The sequence below is a fragment of the Pseudomonas sp. ANT_J12 genome, from assembly GCF_008370045.1.
Lineage (GTDB): Bacteria > Pseudomonadota > Gammaproteobacteria > Pseudomonadales > Pseudomonadaceae > Aquipseudomonas.
Genome location: NZ_VOBN01000002.1, coordinates 33,566 through 52,169, shown reverse-complemented (window position 1 = coordinate 52,169; position 18,604 = coordinate 33,566). Strand labels below are relative to the sequence as shown.

Annotated in this window: 15 protein-coding genes; 5 read left to right on the top strand and 10 right to left on the bottom strand. The window is 53.6% G+C overall.

Features of this window, described 5'->3' with window-relative positions; translation table 11 throughout:
* The first annotated feature begins 20 nt into the window (after positions 1-20).
* The 4 genes from FQ192_RS06070 to FQ192_RS06055 all read left to right on the top strand — a co-directional run bounded on the left by FQ192_RS06070 (position 21) and on the right by FQ192_RS06055 (position 4,364).
* The gene (locus tag FQ192_RS06070; RefSeq protein ID WP_149657790.1) at positions 21-713 is read left to right on the top strand and encodes a hypothetical protein; all 693 of its coding nucleotides are present in this window, start codon (positions 21-23) and stop codon (positions 711-713) included.
* 93 nt (positions 714-806) lie between these two features.
* A complete protein-coding gene (locus FQ192_RS06065) occupies positions 807-1,961 on the top strand; it encodes a hypothetical protein (protein WP_149657789.1) in 1,155 nt (384 codons plus the stop codon).
* Positions 1,962-1,995: 34 nt separating this feature from the next.
* Positions 1,996-3,150: a hypothetical protein gene (locus tag FQ192_RS06060; protein ID WP_149657788.1), complete on the top strand. Its 1,155-nt coding sequence runs from the start codon at positions 1,996-1,998 to the stop codon at positions 3,148-3,150.
* Between the two features lie 32 nt (positions 3,151-3,182).
* Positions 3,183-4,364 carry a hypothetical protein gene (locus tag FQ192_RS06055; RefSeq protein WP_149657787.1) on the top strand — a complete coding sequence of 394 codons (1,182 nt, stop codon included), beginning with the start codon at positions 3,183-3,185 and terminating at the stop codon, positions 4,362-4,364.
* Between the two features lie 8 nt (positions 4,365-4,372).
* Here the strand turns inward: FQ192_RS06055 and FQ192_RS06050 are convergent, their stop codons facing one another.
* Positions 4,373-5,362 carry a hypothetical protein gene (locus FQ192_RS06050; protein ID WP_149657786.1) on the bottom strand — a complete coding sequence of 330 codons (990 nt, stop codon included), beginning with the start codon at positions 5,360-5,362 and terminating at the stop codon, positions 4,373-4,375.
* 201 nt (positions 5,363-5,563) lie between these two features.
* Here FQ192_RS06050 and FQ192_RS06045 point away from each other — a divergent pair, with 201 nt between their 5' ends.
* Positions 5,564-6,661, top strand: coding sequence for an HNH endonuclease signature motif containing protein (locus FQ192_RS06045; RefSeq protein ID WP_149657785.1), 1,098 nt, complete (start codon positions 5,564-5,566; stop codon positions 6,659-6,661).
* A 137-nt stretch (positions 6,662-6,798) separates the two neighbouring features.
* Here FQ192_RS06045 and FQ192_RS06040 read toward each other — a convergent pair whose 3' ends face one another.
* From FQ192_RS06040 to FQ192_RS05990, 9 genes are all read right to left on the bottom strand, one after another.
* Positions 6,799-7,332: a Bro-N domain-containing protein gene (locus FQ192_RS06040; RefSeq protein WP_149657784.1), complete on the bottom strand. Its 534-nt coding sequence runs from the start codon at positions 7,330-7,332 to the stop codon at positions 6,799-6,801.
* A gap of 723 nt (positions 7,333-8,055) precedes the next feature.
* The gene (locus FQ192_RS06035; protein WP_149657783.1) at positions 8,056-9,546 is read right to left on the bottom strand and encodes an Hsp70 family protein; all 1,491 of its coding nucleotides are present in this window, start codon (positions 9,544-9,546) and stop codon (positions 8,056-8,058) included.
* A gap of 1,320 nt (positions 9,547-10,866) precedes the next feature.
* On the bottom strand, positions 10,867-11,127 hold the full coding sequence (locus tag FQ192_RS06030) for a PAAR domain-containing protein (RefSeq protein WP_123404753.1): 261 nt from the start codon (positions 11,125-11,127) through the stop codon (positions 10,867-10,869).
* 179 nt (positions 11,128-11,306) lie between these two features.
* Entirely contained in the window at positions 11,307-11,630 is a 324-nt protein-coding gene (locus FQ192_RS06025; RefSeq protein ID WP_178129026.1) for a hypothetical protein, read from the bottom strand.
* Positions 11,631-11,689: 59 nt separating this feature from the next.
* The gene (locus FQ192_RS06020; protein WP_149657782.1) at positions 11,690-12,967 is read right to left on the bottom strand and encodes a T6SS immunity protein Tli4 family protein; all 1,278 of its coding nucleotides are present in this window, start codon (positions 12,965-12,967) and stop codon (positions 11,690-11,692) included.
* A gap of 2 nt (positions 12,968-12,969) precedes the next feature.
* The gene (locus tag FQ192_RS06015; RefSeq protein WP_149657781.1) at positions 12,970-14,676 is read right to left on the bottom strand and encodes a triacylglycerol lipase; all 1,707 of its coding nucleotides are present in this window, start codon (positions 14,674-14,676) and stop codon (positions 12,970-12,972) included.
* Between the two features lie 1,135 nt (positions 14,677-15,811).
* Positions 15,812-17,062 carry a ribonucleotide-diphosphate reductase subunit beta gene (locus FQ192_RS06000; protein WP_092279009.1) on the bottom strand — a complete coding sequence of 417 codons (1,251 nt, stop codon included), beginning with the start codon at positions 17,060-17,062 and terminating at the stop codon, positions 15,812-15,814.
* Positions 17,063-17,570: 508 nt separating this feature from the next.
* The gene (locus FQ192_RS05995; protein ID WP_149657780.1) at positions 17,571-17,825 is read right to left on the bottom strand and encodes a hypothetical protein; all 255 of its coding nucleotides are present in this window, start codon (positions 17,823-17,825) and stop codon (positions 17,571-17,573) included.
* A gap of 189 nt (positions 17,826-18,014) precedes the next feature.
* Positions 18,015-18,281 (bottom strand): DUF2790 domain-containing protein, encoded by a 267-nt coding sequence (locus FQ192_RS05990; RefSeq protein WP_149657779.1) that lies wholly within the window; start codon positions 18,279-18,281, stop codon positions 18,015-18,017.
* Positions 18,282-18,604: the final 323 nt, after the last annotated feature.

Sequence of the window (18,604 nt, the reverse complement as noted above, 5' to 3'; positions counted from 1 at the left end):
CTAACGCTTGAGGGCCATTGATGTTGATCTTTAACTGCACCGAAGCAGCCAGCCAGTTTTTCAGTCGCGTCCAAAAGGGTAAAACAATCACGCCCGTGGACTTCAATCCACCATCGCCCACCCCGGAAGAGGACGAACCGGCTGATCTGACAGAACAGTGGCTGGTCCATGTGATCACCGTACAGCGCAAGCACGTGCTGTTCGTCATGCACATCAAAACCCGTTACTGCATGATTTTCGCGGACGCGAAAAAGGCTGACGTTGCCGGATTTATTCAACGCTTCTCTGAGCGCTGGCTCTACGGCTTGATGCGCCATGCGACGCAGAATGACTTGTTTCAATGGATCGACGGCGATCTCATGGAGCAGCGTTATGAGCAGGCCTGTAGCGAGTATGTTTTCTATAAGCGCCGGCATCGCGGTGCGCAAAAGCACATCGACGAAGTCTCTTGGATTTTCCAGGATTACGCCGCCGAATGGGGTTCGCTACCGGCTGACGAATACGAGGCTGGCCGCTTCGACGCTCGGAGGAATGACACCCCGCGACTGAGTAAAGGCCATAAGGACTATTACTGGCCCGATGAAGAAATGATTGCGCACTGGTTACGCACTTACTCCGGCCAGGATGAACAAAGTGTTCAGGCTGCACGTGATCGGCGTAAAGCAGTGAAGCGCGAGATTGGGCAGTTGCAGTCGCAACTGGCGCAGCAATGATCGACATGGCGGCATCGATTGTTTGACGCCTCTTCGCCATAATCCGCGCCCATTACTACCGAGCAAACGCTCGCTTCGTTCAAGGATGATTTGATGTTCAACGGATTGTGTCGTCTGACTGGCGTTATCGCGCTGGCGTGCTCAACGTTTTCTATGCCGCTGTGGGCGGAAAACAGCGCTCAGGTGTACACCGGAACCTTGGGCAAAACGCCGATTGTGCTGCAGATGGACCCCGAAACGGCGACCGGCCGCTACTTCTACCAGAAGTACCGCAAGGATCTGGCGCTCAACGGCACAAAGGAAGGCAAAGCCCTTGTTCTTAAAGAGGGTGAAGAACCTTACGGCGAGGACACGCCGCGCCCGACAATTCGCTTGCAGCCCACGCCTGAAGGCTGGGCCGGCGAATGGATCAGCCCTGAAGGTAAAGTGCTGAAGATCGAGTTGGAGCGAGCCAAACGTCCACCACTACCGGCCAATACGTTGCCCTATCTAACCAGGCTCCATGATCAGGAACCTTATGAGTATCTGCGCCTGCAAGGTCTGAAACTCAAGCAAGGCAAGACACAGACGTTTAATGGCTATTCGTTGCAGTGGTGGAGTGAGCCGCAGACGAAGTTGACGATATTTGAAGTGGTTTCCGGCTACACCCCTGAAGCGCGCGATCGCATTAATCAGCAGTTGATGAATCAATTGTGGCGGCAAGTGGTGGGGTACTACGGGTGTCTCGCTGGCGGTAGTGATACGTCGCTTATCCAAGCGATGACACCGCTGCTGATCACCTCATCGGTTATCAGCGTGAACGTTGAAACCGAGGGGCGTTGTGGCGGCCAGCACCCGGATTACAGCGAGGCGCCCATTAACCTGGATGCCAAAACCGGTAAGTCTCTGACGTTAGAAGACGTCCTTTGGGTCGGGCAGGGTAAACCGCTGCATTACGAAGAGCTGAATGACCAAACCCTGGAAGCGCGCGAAGTTTATTCCGAGTACCGCACCCAAAAACTTGCACCTTGGCTAGTCGAACAGTTGCATAAGCTTCACCCCGATCAGATACCTGGCAGTGACGAGAACTGCGATTACGGTGAAGCAGACCGTTGGATTCTCCCGACTTGGTATTTCACTGAAGAAGGCATCAAGTTAGAGCCGTACTTCTCTCACGCCGAAGCGCCGTGTGGGCATGTGGAATGGAGTGTTTTGCCCTATAGCCTTATCAAGCAGCACGCTGGCGGCGTCGCGCTGCAATTGCCCTGAGGCTGGATACCGCCATTTATCCAAGGAAGATTTGATGTTCAACGGATTGCGCTGGTTGGCCGGGGTTGTCGTCCTGGCGTGCTTAACGGCTTCGCCTGTGATTTGGGCTGACGGCAGTACTCAGGTCTATACCGGGACTTTGGGCAAAATGCCGATTGTGCTGGAAATGAATCCTGACTCTGGCGACGGTCGCTACTTCTACCAAAAGTACCGTAAGGACTTGGTTCTGAGCCTTACAAAAGAAGGGGAAAAACTGGTACTGGAGGAGGGCGGTGGAAGTCAGCCTTACCCGACCATGCGCCTCAAACCCACGCCGGATGGCTGGTCTGGCGAGTGGACCAGCGCCAAGGGCAAAGTGCTGAAGATGGAGCTGCAGCAAGCCAGACTTGCGCCAGCGCCCGCCGATACCTTGCCCTATCTCGTCGAACTTCATGACAAATGGCCCTACGAATACCTGCGCTTGCTAGGCCTGAAACTCAAACAAGGCCAGACCGAAAATTTCATGGGCTACACGTTGCAATGGTGGAGCGAGCCGCAATCAGAAGTGCAACTGTTCGAAGTCGTTTCGGGTTATCCCGCTGAAGTGCTTCAACGCATCAATCAGCGACTGATGGCGCGCTTGTGGCAGGGCGTCGGGGGAACTTTGGAGTGCACTGTCGATGGTGCCCCGGGGTCCTATTTTCAAACAAGTCATCCCGTATGGATGTCGCCTTCGGTGATGAGCGTCATTACCGCCACCGACTTCTATTGCGGTGGTCTTCATCCGAATCTGGACAACGAATCGCTAAACTTTGATACCAGGACCGGCAATGTCCTAACGCTTGATGATGTGCTGTGGGTGGGGCAGGGCAAACCCGTGCATTTCGAAGAGGGCTTTGATTACTCATCCCCGGCGTTCAAAGCTCATTATGAATATCGTAATAAAGAACTGGCGCCGTGGCTGGTGGCGCAATTGCTCAAACTCAACCCCAGCGAAATGACGCCAAAGCCCGAAGTGGAGGAGAACGATTGCGTCTACAACGACGATAACCTTTGGAATTCCCCTCTCTGGTACTTCACCGAAAAAGGCCTCAAGTTGGAGCCCGTTTTTGTTCACGCGGCGGCAGTGTGCCGAGACATTGACTGGGGCGTTCTGCCTTACAACCTCGTCAAACAACACCCCGGCGGCGTAGCGCTGCAATTACCCTGAGAATGCCCAGCCATTTACCCAAGGATGATTTGATGTTCAAAGGATTGTGTCGTCTAACCAGCATTGCCGCGTTGGTGTGTTCAACGTTTTCTACCGCGCTGTGGGCCGAAAGTGGCAAGCAGGTCTACACCGGCACCTTGGGCAAAACGCCAATCGTGCTGGAAGTAAACGCCGATGGCGGCGACGACGTGGGGGGCCGCTACTTCTACCAAAAGTACCGCAAGGACCTGATGCTCAGCGGCAAAAAGGACGGGCAGACGCTGGTGCTCGACGAGGCTCCGCTGCGGGGTTATCAGGACGCTCCCCACCCGACGATTCGTCTACAGCCCAAGCCCGACGGTTGGTCCGGTGAATGGCGCAGCCCCAAAGGCAAGGTGCTGAAAGTCGATCTACAGCAAGCCAACATTGCACCCGCGCCCGCCGCAACCGTGCCCTTTCTCACCACCCTGCGTGATCAGTCACCTTACGAGTACCTGCGTCTGCAAGGCCTGGACCTGAAGAAGGGCAAGGCCGAAACCTTCATGGGCTACTCGCTGCAATGGTGGATTGAACCAACATCCGAAACGACACTGTTTGAAGTGGTATCGGGGTACACCGCCGCGGAGCGCCAGCGCATCAATCAACAATTGATGGGGCGCCTGTGGCAAGAAGTGGCGGGGAAGTTCGACTGTGAGGCCAGTGCCGGCGAGACGTTCTACGCACAAACGGTAGAACCCTTGTGGATGGGGCCGTCGACCATCAGCGTGAGCATTGCCACCGAGTACAGTTGCGGCGGCGCCTATACCGATGAAAACGACATGCCACTCAATCTGGACGTCAAAACCGGCAAGACCCTGACCCTTGAAGACGTGCTGTGGCTCGGCCAGGGCAAACCGCTGCACTACGAGCGCGAGTACAACGACGCCACGCCGTCTTCCGAATCGTACGACGCCTATTCCGACTACCGCACCAAAACCCTGGCGCCGTGGTTGGTCCAGCAACTCAGCGCGCTCTATCCCGACGAAATGAAAACCACCACAGAACGTGAAGACGGCTGCATCTATGGCGAGGAACAACCATGGGCATACCCGTCCTGGTACTTCACCAAAAGCGGCATCAAGTTAGTGCCATCGTTCCCGCACATCTCTTCCATGTGCCGCGACACAGCGTTCAGCGTCCTGCCCTACAACCTCATCCAGCAACACCCCGGCAGTGCCGCGCTGCAATTACCCTGACGCGCGCGTTACTTATCGTCCAACCCCGGCGCTTCACGAACAATGAAGTGATCCAGGTTCTCGATATTCGCACTGAACACCCCGAACGTCTGTTCGGGGTTTTTCTTGCTCGGCACCTGCTTCAACTCCGGCGTCACCCCATAGAAAAAGCAAAACAACTCTTTCCCGCTTTCAATGGCGTGCTTGATCTCTTCCAGAAACGCCTTGCGCTTGCGGTAGTTGTCGATCAACTTCTTGCTCAAATAAACATTCACCGAATACGGCTTCTTCTTCGCCTCATCCGCCTGCTTGAACCAGACCTTCTGCTCGAAATCGATACGAAAACTCTGGGTGTAATCCTTGATTTCCTTGATCTTGCCCCAGTAAATCAGCCCCTTGTTGTCCGTCAGGTATTCGATCTTCTTGAAGAACGACCCATAAGGCGCCGTGTGCTCGCCAATCTTCAGCGGCATGCGCTTGAGCAACTCCTTGTCTTCGAAGTTCGACACAAAACACTCCACCGGGTGGGCGAAGACACTGGTCTTGTCCGGCGCCGACTCGCGGCTCGGGTGTTCCGTGTGCTTATCCACCGACGCGGGTTTCGGATCATCCCGCACCACATCCGCCGCCACCGCCGGGTTCGACGGCTTGCGCACATACTCACGCCGAGTCAGTAACAATTCCGACGGAAAATGCTCCTCACGACTGTCATCCGATTCCGCACCGTCCGTGTCCACACCTGACGCCGATGCCTTGAGACTGACATAAGGACAATCCGCCACATGCCGCGTGCTGGGCGTGTTCTTGAAGTGCGGGGTGCGAACGTAGTTCACGTTTTTGGCGTTGAACGTCGTCAGCACATTCGCCGCATCGAACGCCGCCCGGCAGGCGTCATTGGGACACTGGAAGTGTTCCTTGGCGGAATCGAACTCCATCGTCTCGTCAAAATTCAAATCCCGCACGTCATAGATCGACAGCTTGTCGTCGAGGCTGAGGCAGTAGGCGAGGTCGAATTTCATGGTGGGCTCGGGTCCTTGAGTGGGGGAGGTATTAATAGCGGGTAGCGAGTCATGACGCACGTGTTGAATCAATCAAAAGATTGAAAAGGCCGCCATCACAGAGAAATAGTGGCTTTTCGCTCTGTTACGTATTGAAACCCTTTGGTACTTTGACGGCGGTAGGAATTTTCCTACGGCAAATGTCGATGAAGGGCAGCACTCGTGGCGATCAAAGCGGTTTCGAAGGAACGAATAGACAAAGCGATGCTGGAGTTTGATCGTAAGTATCGGAGTAGGCGTGAGTGGCAGGGCTGGGAAAATAACCTAGCTCATCGTTATGCCATTCATGCGGGCGGCGAACTGTATCCGGCGAAGAAAATCGTCTCTTTGGCGACCGGCATTGCCGTAGGCGAATTCTCTGGAGGACGCCCGACCAACAGTTACCTGGAAAAGCGAGGCTTCACTATTGTGGAGTTACCGCGTGGGGAGGGCGACCCGGTGCTGCAGTTCACGCCGGGGGCTATTTACGACAGAAAAACTGAGATCAATGGACCGTTCGGTGGGAGCCTCCAAAGCGGCATCGCAAAGTCCGCGACCTACCCAGCGATATTTTTGTTCACTGGCGATAGTGGTGAGCAATACGGGTATGCCGACGGTTGGGACAAAGGCGCGTACCTTTATACCGGTGAAGGACAACGCGGGCCGATGACTTTGATCCGAGGCAACAGATCCATCGCTAATCATGCGGAGTATGGTCTAGCGCTGCACTTGTTTAAGTCCCTCGGCAAAGGTAAAGGCAACGAATACATGGGTGAGTTTTCTTGCGCCGACATGTTTGAGCGGACCCAGCCTGATGTGAACGGCCAGGATCGGACGGCGATTGTTTTTCGGTTAGTCCCTGTGGGCATTCCTAGTGAAATAATTGAAGCTGAAGATCAGGATGAAGATGAGGCTGACCTTTCTGGGTCTCTGGCTGCAGCGCGGTTGGCTGCTCTGGCTGCATGTAAACCTAGCAGCGATGATCTAGGGCAATCCGCTCCGCGTAAGATCTATCAACGCAGCCGTAAGGTCGCGCACTATGTACTGATGCGCGCGGAGGGTGAATGTGAGAGCTGTGAGAAGCCGGCTCCTTTTATGAAAAAGGACGGCACACCCTACTTAGAGCCGCATCACGTAAACCGGCTCTCCGATGGTGGGTTAGATCATCCACGCTACGTGGGGGCCGTGTGCCCAAGTTGTCATCGGGAAATTCATTCTGGCGTGCACGGAACACTGATGAATGAGAGGTTGAAGCAGCGGTTGGAGGTAATTGAACGCTGATTGAGCGATGCGCCAAGGCGATTGGCCTTAATCTCAAGGGCACTCCAGGCGCTTTCTTTCCTCTTTGCGCTCATAACATCGCCGAGGGTTGAAAGCCCTCGGACGATACTGACTGGGGGGCGTCTGCGAAACCAGGTCTAGCCGATTGAGTGCTTCGAAGAGTAAACCGCCTCCAAGACCTTGCGCCACCAAGGCTTAACCGCTGGAACGCGCCGCCGCGTGCGATTGAGCAACAGATAAGGCATATCCCGCAGCCGAATCCAGCCCTCATCCTGCCAATGCAACAGACTCAACGACATCTCCGGCCAATCCAACAAACTCAACATCGGTCGATCAGCGTTCTTCGATGGCAGGGCATCACGTAAGGCCGGCACCACTTGATGAGTCAACCATTCGCGCAACAACCGATTCCCTGGCACGTAGTGATAGACCAGCAACGCATACACGCCGGACTCGCTGAGCATCAAGCGCTTCTCCGGCTGGCCGTGATAATTGATCAGCAACGTATGCCGCTGATCCTCGTCCAGCTTGCTGACCAATCGATCATTCAAATGGAAACCCATTAAGCGACCCAGATCGCGGGCACAGAACCATGGCTGGTTTTCCAGGAGGAGGGCGTGAAGGTATAAGTTTTGGCGGGTGAAGACAGTGGGGATGAAGGGATCAGACATGACCGATCTCCAAAATGCCAGGAGAGCGGATTGCTTGTTGTGTGGGCATATCCATTACCTCTACGAATGAATTGGATAGAGCCAGACCCAACGTAGAGGAGGTAAGAAATCCCAACAGGCATTCTCTTTCACACAAGTTCACGCGCAAGTCTTCAAGACAAAACGCGTTTCTGTGTGAATAAGTCAGCTTCTACGTTGGGCGTTTCTTAGGCACCTGGATTGAGCTTAGAGGTGCATTGAAGTGGGATCAATCAGGAAACGGCTGGATATGCTGTAGGAGTTTTAGCCAGGTGATGTAGGGACGACCAAGTTTTCTTCTAGGCATTAAAAAGCCCCGATTAGATCGGGGCTTCTAGGTTTTCGATTAGCCTCCGTAAGATTTCATGTTGCGCCAAAATTCATCTCTGATTTCAGAGGGCTTCCAACATCTATTTTTCAAAATCACTGAATTTCTTTTTCAGCGTTAATAAAATTGTGTAGTGGGTTTCACTAAAGACTGAATTGAGTTTTTGGATGGGGGGCTACAGTCGAAATTCTTCGGCGTGATACAGCTCAATCTAAAATTGAAAGTCACTCGAACGTGACCGTTCGGTCCACACACCTTGCTGGCACGTCGCTTCAGGCAATGATGACTACCATTACCTGCTGTCGCTCAGCAAGAAGCTATGGCTGCTGATGCACCGCGAATGGCCAAATATGATCATTCTATAAACCGGATAAATCCTAGGAATCCTGAGTCAACGATGCATAAACCGAAAGCCCATCGACAACTCCCAGTGACGCTTCGCTGGGAACCATTTCGCATTGTGGGAACGCTTGCCTTACCGCTTCAACCACATATGGCGCTCGAGACATACCTCCGGTCAAGAACAGCACGGGAGCAAGGCTCTTGATTTCTGTGCTGACTTGTGCCAGAAGTTGCTGAAATGTGCGCATGAAACTCTCTGCCCCCAATGCCAAGTGGGTTTCGTTCGCCCGCGCCACTAGTCCCGTTTCGATGTAATCCAATGAGCGCTCGCTATATGCAGCTCGACTCAGTTCAATCTTCAGTTTCTCAACATCACTGTTCAAGCGAACTGGGATGCCCGGGTTCTGCAACGCAGCCAATCGCGCAGCGTAAGGAAGCGGTGTACGTGGGAAGCTGTGCTTCCGAAACGACTTTTGACGATTAAGATCACTCACCGATGCGGCGTCCATGAATACCGGTGCCAACAGCTCTGAGCATACCCCTTTACCGAATAGCGGCATTACTGAGCGGAGCGAAAGACCTAGATCAACGTCAGTACCGCCCTTGGGCTCACCCCACGTTTTCAGAATATGAGGCTGCGGCCCCCCAGCGCCGACTTCAGCCAATGCAATGTCGGTGGTTCCCCCCCCTATATCTATTATCAATGCTTGGTGAGCGATAGTTGAACTGGAGTGATAACCCACGGCAGCGGCGGACGGTTCATGCAGAAAATCGACCCTCCTAAATCCCGCAGCAGTCGCGGCCTCAGTTAGCATAGAAATGGCCTGCAACCCTCCGTCCGGGCCTAGAGAGCTCCGAAACTTAACCGGCCTACCAAGAGTCGCCTGCGTGACCTGCACCCCGAGCTGCAAGCTGGCTTGTTCCCGAATGTGTTTAAGAATTCTTGTGACAATGCTGGTTATATAGCCACGCTGAACCTTCTCTAGGCGAAAACCAAGCATCGACTTCGGGGACTGGATCAATCGACCGGACTCGTAAATGAACAGAGCATTAATGGCTTCCTCGCCAAAAATTGCAGCATCAAGGCGAATGTCAGCCTCTTTTGCCTTCGCAGTCTCATCGCTAAGCCAACGACGCTTGATCGAATTAATGGCAGATTCACGAAGGTCCTGATCGCTGCTCAGGAATGGCTTAGCAATCATGGCTCGGCGCTCTTCCTTGTCCTGCGCGGACATCGGTTTTTTTAAGCGAGCTGCGGCTCGAGCCCGCATTTCTATCGCGACGATATCCTTGTTGTAATCCGACAATCGTCTGGCATAAGCCGCTTTGGCTGAGCGAATTCCATCGCTGACTTCTTGCTCGTGAAGCGATGTAAGTTCGAACCTGGAGAGGTCGGCGGCGCGATCGGGAAAGAATACCGCCGTCCTAAATTGCGGCTGCCCATCGAACATGATGTGTTCGATCTGGCCATTGCGAAAAACCGCGGCGCTGGAGTAACTGGTGCCAAAATCGATGCCTATCTTCATGAGCGGTTCCTGCCTTGGAGGTGCAATACGACAGGAATCTATAGAAGAGTGACGATACTGTCAGCGCTGTAGTAGCAAAAAACCATCATTTTTTCTGTATTCAACTACGAGCGTACGAGAAACTCTTGCCGCTAACCCGTGTAATAGCTGCCTAAGGACCTTATGCATTCCACTCGACAGCCGAAAATCGCGAACAAAAAACCTGCCTTCATCCCCCAAAAACGGATGTATAGCGCATCAGAGCTTTAGATTTACGGTTACTGATTCGTGCAATAACGGCACATTGCGCACACCAATGACCAGCCCGTATCGCCGCCAAAGACGCTCGCCAGTGATGGCCTCGATGACACAACCATTCCATGTACGCAGCGTTATTCTCATAGGCCATGGAAAGGCACTGACCTCCGTGCGCGGATGCCGCGCTCTTTGCATCAGCCAGCGTTAACCGTCGCTTATCAATGCTGCATATCGGGCACCATGTGCCTCTGATCACCCGGCGGCCAAGCGTTTCCCATTCATGCCCCGCTTTGCAACGAAAAAGCACACGTTGTCGTACACCTAGATATTCCCCATCACTCAAGCAAATCCCGTCATGACTGGCGGCAATAGCTCGAAGACGTTCGAATCCTTTCGGGTGCAATCGTTGTTTAGAAAACTGTTCGATTGCGCAACGCTGGCACCATGAATCTCGTAAGATCTCATTGCCGATGGCATACCAGGTATGTTCTTGAGCGCAAATAAACTGATGACGCTGGCCAGTTCCCAAATAGGCTTCACTCAGGCACCGACCTCCCTTTTTCGCCGCCGCCTCTTGAAGCCTTTCCAGGCCATCACTTAATCGAGTCTTCTGGTAGCGAGCTCGTTTAACGCATGCAGGACAACCTGGATGGCGCAAAGAATTCCTGCCACTGCGTTGCCATTGATGGCCGCATCCACAGAAAAAATCGTACAGGCTTTTCTCGCCCTTCCACTGCGTAGAAAGGCAAGACACTCCCAGTGACTGGATCGCATCTAGCAAAACTTGCATGGAGCGCTGCGCGCTGCACTCTGGGCAGCCTTTGGCGGTCGGACTCATTAGCGTGACGGGAGTCGTGCTAAAGAGGTGTCCGTCCGCGCAAGTGAATTGGTATTTCACATGCCAACCAGACCAAAGAGTTTCATCGCTCGACAAACCCAAGCGTTGAGTGGCCTGGCGCAATCGCATGGAACGGTCTAGGACCACATGTAGCGGTGGTTTTTTTGACATAAAAGCTTCGTTTAGCTGATTAGACTCAAATGCAGCACAGGCTAAGCGCCCATCGAAAATGCCCTCTGCAATTCTCAACTATCTGCGTTGCCGTTGGGATTGCTAGCGATCAGGCTGGCACCGCAGGCGGTTTTCATGCCGTGGAGCGCTACGGGCACACCACCGACATCCAGCGTGGCGCTTCCCTCAGATATGGGAAATGTTCCTTTGCATTTAGGACAGTCAACCTTATGCCCCACTCCAGACATGGGTTTGCCATATAAGTCAGTTTGGCTGAAAGCTTCAATTACGGTTCCGCCGTGACTGGTGGAGTCGCCGAGTCGAATGATATCCATGTGTCTTCCTTTGAGTTGCACCCACTGTGCGGAACTATAAACGTTTAAAGATTGCGATTTGGGTGAGCCCCTACGGGTATCTGACCGCAGGGGCATTGCTCGTCTATCTATCGTGAGCGGGAGATGGTGTTGAAGTTAACCATCGCGGTCTCCGGTATTAGTGGGTCATTGCATCCGCACTACCAAAATCGAAGTTCTCCACCGAACATGAAGAAAATTAGCGTCATTCCAAATTCGCCTAACAGTAGCGGTGCGATCGTAATCAGACCTTGAGTCACGACGGCAACTTTCAAGCCGCTCGACAAGCCATAGCGCCGCCAATACATCACATGCAGGACCATCGTCAGACCGTTCGCTACCCAGACTGCGCCAATGGCCATCAGGTATTCCTCCTGTGCAATTCGCAGCAACATGAGCAGCAAGCCGAAGAATACGACGAGAGCGGACCCTACAATAAGTGGAGAATAATCCCGCTTTATCGGGTCAGATACAGGTTGGTGCATTGCGTTTCCATCCATATAAGCGCAAAGAAAAGTTAATCAGTTTAGTGAATTAGCAGATCCTACAATTTATCCATCCAGTTCTCAGATGATGAGAGACCGGCCAGAAATTCCTCCATAGAGTAATCATCTGTTCCAGTCTTGGAGTTATGGATGGATGTCACCGGGTTGGGGCTTGTCGGGCTGCTGGGGGGCTTTCTACCGGCAGGCGGTGGTGTCAAGGCTCCAGGGCGGAAGCGGACGCTGTTAATAATGGCATCCCAAATTTCGAAGAATTCCGCTTCGGTGGGACCTCCAGACACATCCTCAGCATTAGGAAAGTCACCCAGTGACGACGGCTTTCGTGACGTCAGATAAGTCGTATCCATCGCGAGATTAATACTTGGCAACGGTGTAGGAGTTCCGCGCCCGACAAAGTCCCACTCACCACCCGCATTGGTCTTGAACTCATGAGGCCCTTCACCTTCCGTTCCCCCCATGACGTATTCCTCACCGGCCAGATCCCCAACCACACGCTTCGATGCTCGATATTCCTTGCGCCCAGCAACGACGCCTGGCTCCGACAGCAGACGAGCTATGAGCCCTGCCACCTCTATATCCGACTCACGACGTTTTTCAAGCATAGGCTGTCCCGGCGTCCAGACCAGCGCATGCCGTACTACTACGCCGAGCTTGCGAGGTAGCACAAACCCCCAGCTCACGTCCTCCTGCTCCCCATCAGCGAGATCGTAGTAGCCCTCTACGAAGGCGCCACTCAGGCATAAACCTGGGCTCTTGGGTATTTCGTCGGTTGCCCGAGCATGCAGACGTGGAAGAAGCTTAGCGATCTCGTCCGTGCCATTTAGCTGGGGTTTAATTTTGAACAAAGTGCCGTCACGCCAAAAATAACCCTCTGCGTCATAGTTGATATCATTGCGCCAAACCCCATAAAAATCAGGACCATCGGCGTGTCGAAAACCATAGGTAAATACCGCACTGTTATCGAGCGGACTGGACCTTTCTGCTGGGCGCTTAATATCTTCGCTATTGCTTTGCCGCGCTTCGACCTCTTTCCAACGTTGTTCCACCTGCTCAAGGAACTCTCGCTGACTGACCCCTGTGGTTACGGAGAGGGCCACGTCGCCCAATTGCGCACCACTAGCCTGCGGCGTCCAGCTTGTGCCTGCTGGTAGGTCGATCAGTAAACGACCTACACAATGGGTCTGCATATTTTTGGTCAATTCACTCATTGCATAGCTCCGATCAGGGTGGGTCAAGCGCCAGTGGTGCCAGCCGTAAATGCAAGCACCCAGTGCCGAGACAACAAAAAAAGTACGCAGCAGATGACGTCGAACGATCATGCTTAAAGCTCCTTGGCGGCTGCTGCAATACGCAAAATCGAGTACAGGGTGATGTGCTGTACATTCAGGTTTTTGTAGGATCCCTGATGGTCGTAGCCTGTCATCTGGGCGGCGAACACTGCCTTTGGCCCAGCATCTTCGGCGGCATGCGCCGGGACAGTACCATCACCTGCTTGGTCCTGCCCCTGGAGATCGGCGAAGTACTTATCCCCAAAGGAGCTACGGGTGACACCGCTGCCATTCTGATTAACCCACTGCTGTTCATTTACGTCATTAACAATCCATACACGCCCCTCATGGCCGTCACCACCCAATCGCAAAGCAAGTGCATGTTCGCGTGACGGGGGCGGAACCAACGAGCGAGGCCCGCTTAGAGTGGGCGGTATGGTGATATTCCAAGTAACTCGATGGAAGGCTTGATGGCTCTCATCCGCGCCATAATGCACATAGCTGTTAGGATGATAGTAACTAGATAGCTTGCCATGAAATTTTTGAGCTTCTAGCAATCTATCGCGATAGTTCCCCCACGCTCTAACTAATGCCGATTCGTTTTGTGCCGCAGCAGTTGCCGGACTAATCCATGCAGGGTCCATTAGGCGCCACCATGCTCGGCTTTCTAAATAAATCTGAGAGTACGGATCAGCGCCTCCAGAGCCAGCCGTAGGTAACTGAAACGACTCCTTTCCTTCACAAGTGACACGCAACCAGCCCGCGCCATATCGCTGGTTAGGTAACAATTCTAATGGTCCGGCAGCATTGGCAAAAATAGGGATAATTTTTTTACCCGTTCCGCCCAGCCCGATTGCGCCGACAGTATCTTCCCAACCTGCACGGACTCGCCGGTAAGCTGTTGCGGCCCCGATGGTCGGTTGGACACCGTGTACCACCCCTTGGATCAAGTTGGGATTGCGTTTCGCGCACATACGCGCCACCAACCCGCCCATAGAGTGGGTGACCAGAATCACACCATGCTGACACTTAACACCCAGGTCTTTTCGGCATCGTTCCAGAACGGCCTGAATTCGATCAGCAAGGTAATCAGCCGCCTGGGAGTTGGAGTTCAGCCAGTTGTAACCTACTGCATACACGGGGTAGCGAAACTCGGCAGCAACCAGCAAATCATCCTGTGTCAGGCGGTTATACCCCTTGAGCTGACCCCAATGTGAAAGGTCATACGGCATCGCCCCCTGAATGCCCGGATAGGGTTTGTTTTCTGGCGTCATGATGAAACGTAGCGTCCCTTCCAACGCATTGAGAATATTTCCATAGGAGTCGAGCATCACAGACCCCCAGCCACGATTCAGCGCCTCTTCAACCGGTAGTGCAGTTACATATTTGCTCACCGTTTTGCGGTCTGCATCCTCAGGCATCGACAGTGCGCGAGTATTTTGTGGATCGAGCAGTTGCTTGCGTTCGGCTGGCGTCAAACTGTTGTAGCTTTTCCATTTGGTGATCCCCGCTACCCAGCCTTTAGCATCATCGGGGAACCATGCCCATCGGTTGTCACTGCCCATGATGCGAGCGTTAGAACCAGTTGCCAACAACGGACTGCCCATGATGCCAGGCACGAAGACTATCGGAATTGCTTGGTCCGGAGGCGCATGGACTTCAGCGCGAACATTGTTGGAAGTGCGGCTCATCGTCACACGTGCAGTAACGTTCCCATCTGGGCCAATTTGGGTGGGTACTGGCCTTGTTGGCTCGCTCATTTAGGCTCTCCCTGCCATTGCTTCCTGATTTTCACTAATGATCCTGGCTTTTTAATACTGCGGATTTGCATGACGGTCATGTCTCACTTGGACCAAGCAGATGGAACTCATAACCTTCTGTTGAGAGTCCTTGCTGCATGGGGGCCCAACCATCGCCGTCAGTAACACCTTCCACCTTGGCGCCATCACTTCGCGTGAGAGCGTATCGGTAATTAGGAACGGGCTTTCCATTACGTACTACCCGTACACGCTCGTTAAACGGAGTTTGTTCCCACGTATTGAAGGTGGTGGACGCGTGAGCTGGGGCGATAAAGCTGTGCTTAGCCGACTTAACGATAAAATTGCCGGGCATACCCAGTTCGATGTTGCCTCCCTTATCCGCCCATTTCAGCGGGGAATAGAGGCTGGAGGCATTCGGGCTGTTGGCAGTGACCCGCGGCCTCAGAAAACAGCCGCAGTTTAGTTTCTGTGGGTATATGTTTGCGATCTGCCATGGTTGGGAGCCGATGTGCCTAGAAGTGTTGTAGAAAAAACCGCCTGAGTTGATCAACAAAGATACATGCTGAGGCCGGTAATGACAGGCGGGGCCCTCTCAATAGCGGGCTTTGACATCGTCCGGAATACGACCCTGAGTAATCGGTCACTTCCTACGAAATGAACATAAATCTCTGAAGAATAAAAAAGGGCTGCCATTTGGCAGCCCTTTTTTGGTGCGTCCGTTTCACGATCAATGACAGCGTTTCACGGATTAATGATTTTGAGCGGGGGGCTGTGTTTTTTTGGCCACCCTGTCCACCAGTTTCATACACAGTCACCCTGTGTTGAAGAAATTGTCTGGTTGAAGCATCCAGTTGAGCAGTTTTTATAACTGACCTCTGCCTTCCATTTCTGACGTGGCAGAGGCCTCATCTTGGCGCGCCATTTCATTTTTTAATGAGACGGTTTCAGCTTTTGATGCGACTCCACGACATATGAGCAATAGCCATAGACACGGCGGTCGCCCGTGTTTCTAACGCTCCGCTTGGGATGCAGCCATCGTCCTCCCCAGGGCAATGGCTTTAAACCGTATTGGCGGGTTCGTTTCAGTACTCAGTGAAAAATTTCAGAGTTTGTTGAAAATTTACGGCCTCGGGAGTTAATCCCAGCTAAGCGCACCACCGGTTTGGTATTCAATAACCCGAGTCTCAAAGAAATTCTTCTCTTTCTTCAAGTCCATAATCTCGCTCATCCAAGGGAACGGGTTAGTCGTCCCTGGATACTCTTCCTTCAACCCAATCTGCGACAAACGACGGTTAGCGATGAACTTCAGGTAGTCCTCCATCATCGCCGCGTTCATGCCGAGTACGCCGCGAGGCATGGTGTCACGCGCGTATTCGATCTCCAGCTGAGTGCCTTGCAGAATCATCTGCGAAGCTTCTTCCTTCATTTCAGCGTCCCACAGGTGCGGGTTTTCGATTTTGATCTGGTTGATCACGTCGATGCCGAAGTTCAGGTGCATGGATTCGTCGCGCAGGATGTATTGGAACTGCTCGGCGACGCCGGTCATTTTGTTGCGGCGGCCCATGGAGAGGATTTGGGTGAAGCCGCAGTAGAAGAAGATGCCTTCCAGGACGCAGTAGTAGGCGATCAGGTTGCGCAGCAACTCTTTGTCGGTTTCGACGGTGCCGGTTTCGAACTTCGGATCGGAGATCGAGCGGGTGTATTTGAGGCCCCAGGTGGCTTTTTTCGCGACCGATGGGATCTCGTGGTACATGTTGAAGATCTCGCCTTCATCCATGGCCAACGATTCGATGCAGTACTGGTAGGCGTGGGTGTGGATCGCCTCTTCGAACGCCTGGCGCAGGATGTACTGGCGGCATTCCGGGTTGGTGATCAGGCGGTACACGGCCAGGACCAGGTTGTTGGCAACCAGGGAGTCGGCGGTGGAGAAGAAGCCGAGGTTGCGCATGACGATGCGGCGTTCGTCGTCGGTCAGGCCTTCCGGGTCTTTCCAGAGGGCGATGTCGGCGGTCATGTTGACTTCTTGCGGCATCCAGTGGTTTGCGCAGCCGTCCAGATACTTCTGCCAGGCCCAGTCGTACTTGAACGGGACGAGTTGGTTGAGGTCGGCTCGGCAGTTGATCATGCGCTTTTCGTCGACGGCAACACGGGCGGAGGCGCCTTCGAGTTCGGCCAGGCCTTCGGCAACGTCGAGGTTGTCCAGGGCGGCCTTGGCACGGGCGATGGCGGCGGAGTCGGAGGCGGTCACGGCGCGCGCTTCTTGGGCGGCAACGCCACCGGCGGTGTCGAGGCGGTCCATGTTGGCTTCAGTCGCGTGGCCGGCGTTGGCGCCTTTTACGGCTACTTCGCCCGTGTCTTCTTTGTCGAATTCGTCCCAGCTCAGCATGACGTGTCGTCTCCTGCGTGAGGGCCAGATTGCCCATGTGATGGTTTGTCACACGGTCGTACTGGCCGCGTTGGATCTAAGAAAATGTAATTGCAGCTAAGGCAGGCAAAAACAGGAATTTTTTACGGGGCCGAAGCCGCTGACGGGCGCAGAAAAACGCAATCGCTTCTGCGTGGGCTTCAGACTGGCTGCTGATCCGTGTAAGGGAATATTGCAGGCCCGTTTAACGCCGCATTATAGGGAAAAAAACAGGGCTGTGGTGCGACGAAATGGCACTGAGATCGGACGGTGGGGGAGGTTTTTTTGGTCGGAGCGAGGGTTTACAGGGCTTTGGCTGGGTATCGCGGGGGCAGATTTTTTTTCATTAATTTTGGCGCGTTGGTTTTTTTGCTCAAAAAATAGCCAAAAAACCGGTTTTTCACTACATGTTGTGTTTTGAGGCGCTTTTCGATGGCTCCAGACACAACTGAGCCCGACCGAAGTCGGGCAATGCTGATTCAGCCAAATGTCAGCTGAAAGTCGCCGAGTTGGTGCGTTCGAAACCATCGGCAGCGAAGGTCGCCGAACCGGTTTTGTCGTAGCCGTCTTCTGCAACGGTGGCGGAACCGGTGCGATCGTAGCCATCCGCAGCAACCGCGGCAGAGCCGGTGCGATCGTAACCGTCAGCGGCGACGGCGGAGCCCGTACGGTCATAACCATCAGCAGCGAAAGCGCTACCGGCCAGTACGGAAAGGGTCAGGGCGAGGATCAGTTTGGTTTTCATGGTGGTGGCTCCAGGTTCGTTGGCGTTTTGTGCCTTGGGTGTGGAATTCATACTACGCCGGTGAATTTGATTAAAAAGCGCAAATAATCGCACTAAACAATCGTATTTATCGATGTATACGGTTCGGCGCTTCATCGGCCTTAAACAGCGGGCAGGTGGGTCGAACCGTTAAGGGAAAGTGCGGGAAGATCAGCCGTTAGAGCAGCCGTTACCCATGACGCTATAACGCAGGATGTGGCGTTGGCCTTTAGAGTCGTCGTATTCCATTTTCATCGGAACCACTTCGCACACGTTCGGGACTTCGCTCATGGACACTACATTGGCGATGTCCAAGTGAGTGGAGTAGGTGTATTCCTCTTCTACCACGGGTTGTTGCTGTGCGACATCAGTCGGGACCTCGTCTGCCATGGCGTTTAAGCACAAGCTGCTGAGGGCCAGAACTAATAAAGCTTTCATTTCAGTTTTACCTTTCTAAAGTCGTGAGGGGGCACGCAATCTTTTTGGGATTGCGTGTGGAACTTCAGTACTTGGTGTTTTGATTAACTGCCTTCGTGGGGGCTGCAACTTGGTTAATCAGGGTTGCCTTGTTGGCGGGGCTGATTTTAGGCGTGGGGGGTGGATTCATATAGCCGTGGTTTTGATAAACACCTTTCGCGGATTTGGTAACAATCCCTGCAATGAGCGAAAGTTCACAGGCTTCGCCAGCGCCTACGGGGGCGGGGAGGCCCGGATTGCGGGGGTTTAACCCAAAAAGGGGCGTAACCACGACGTTTTGTAGG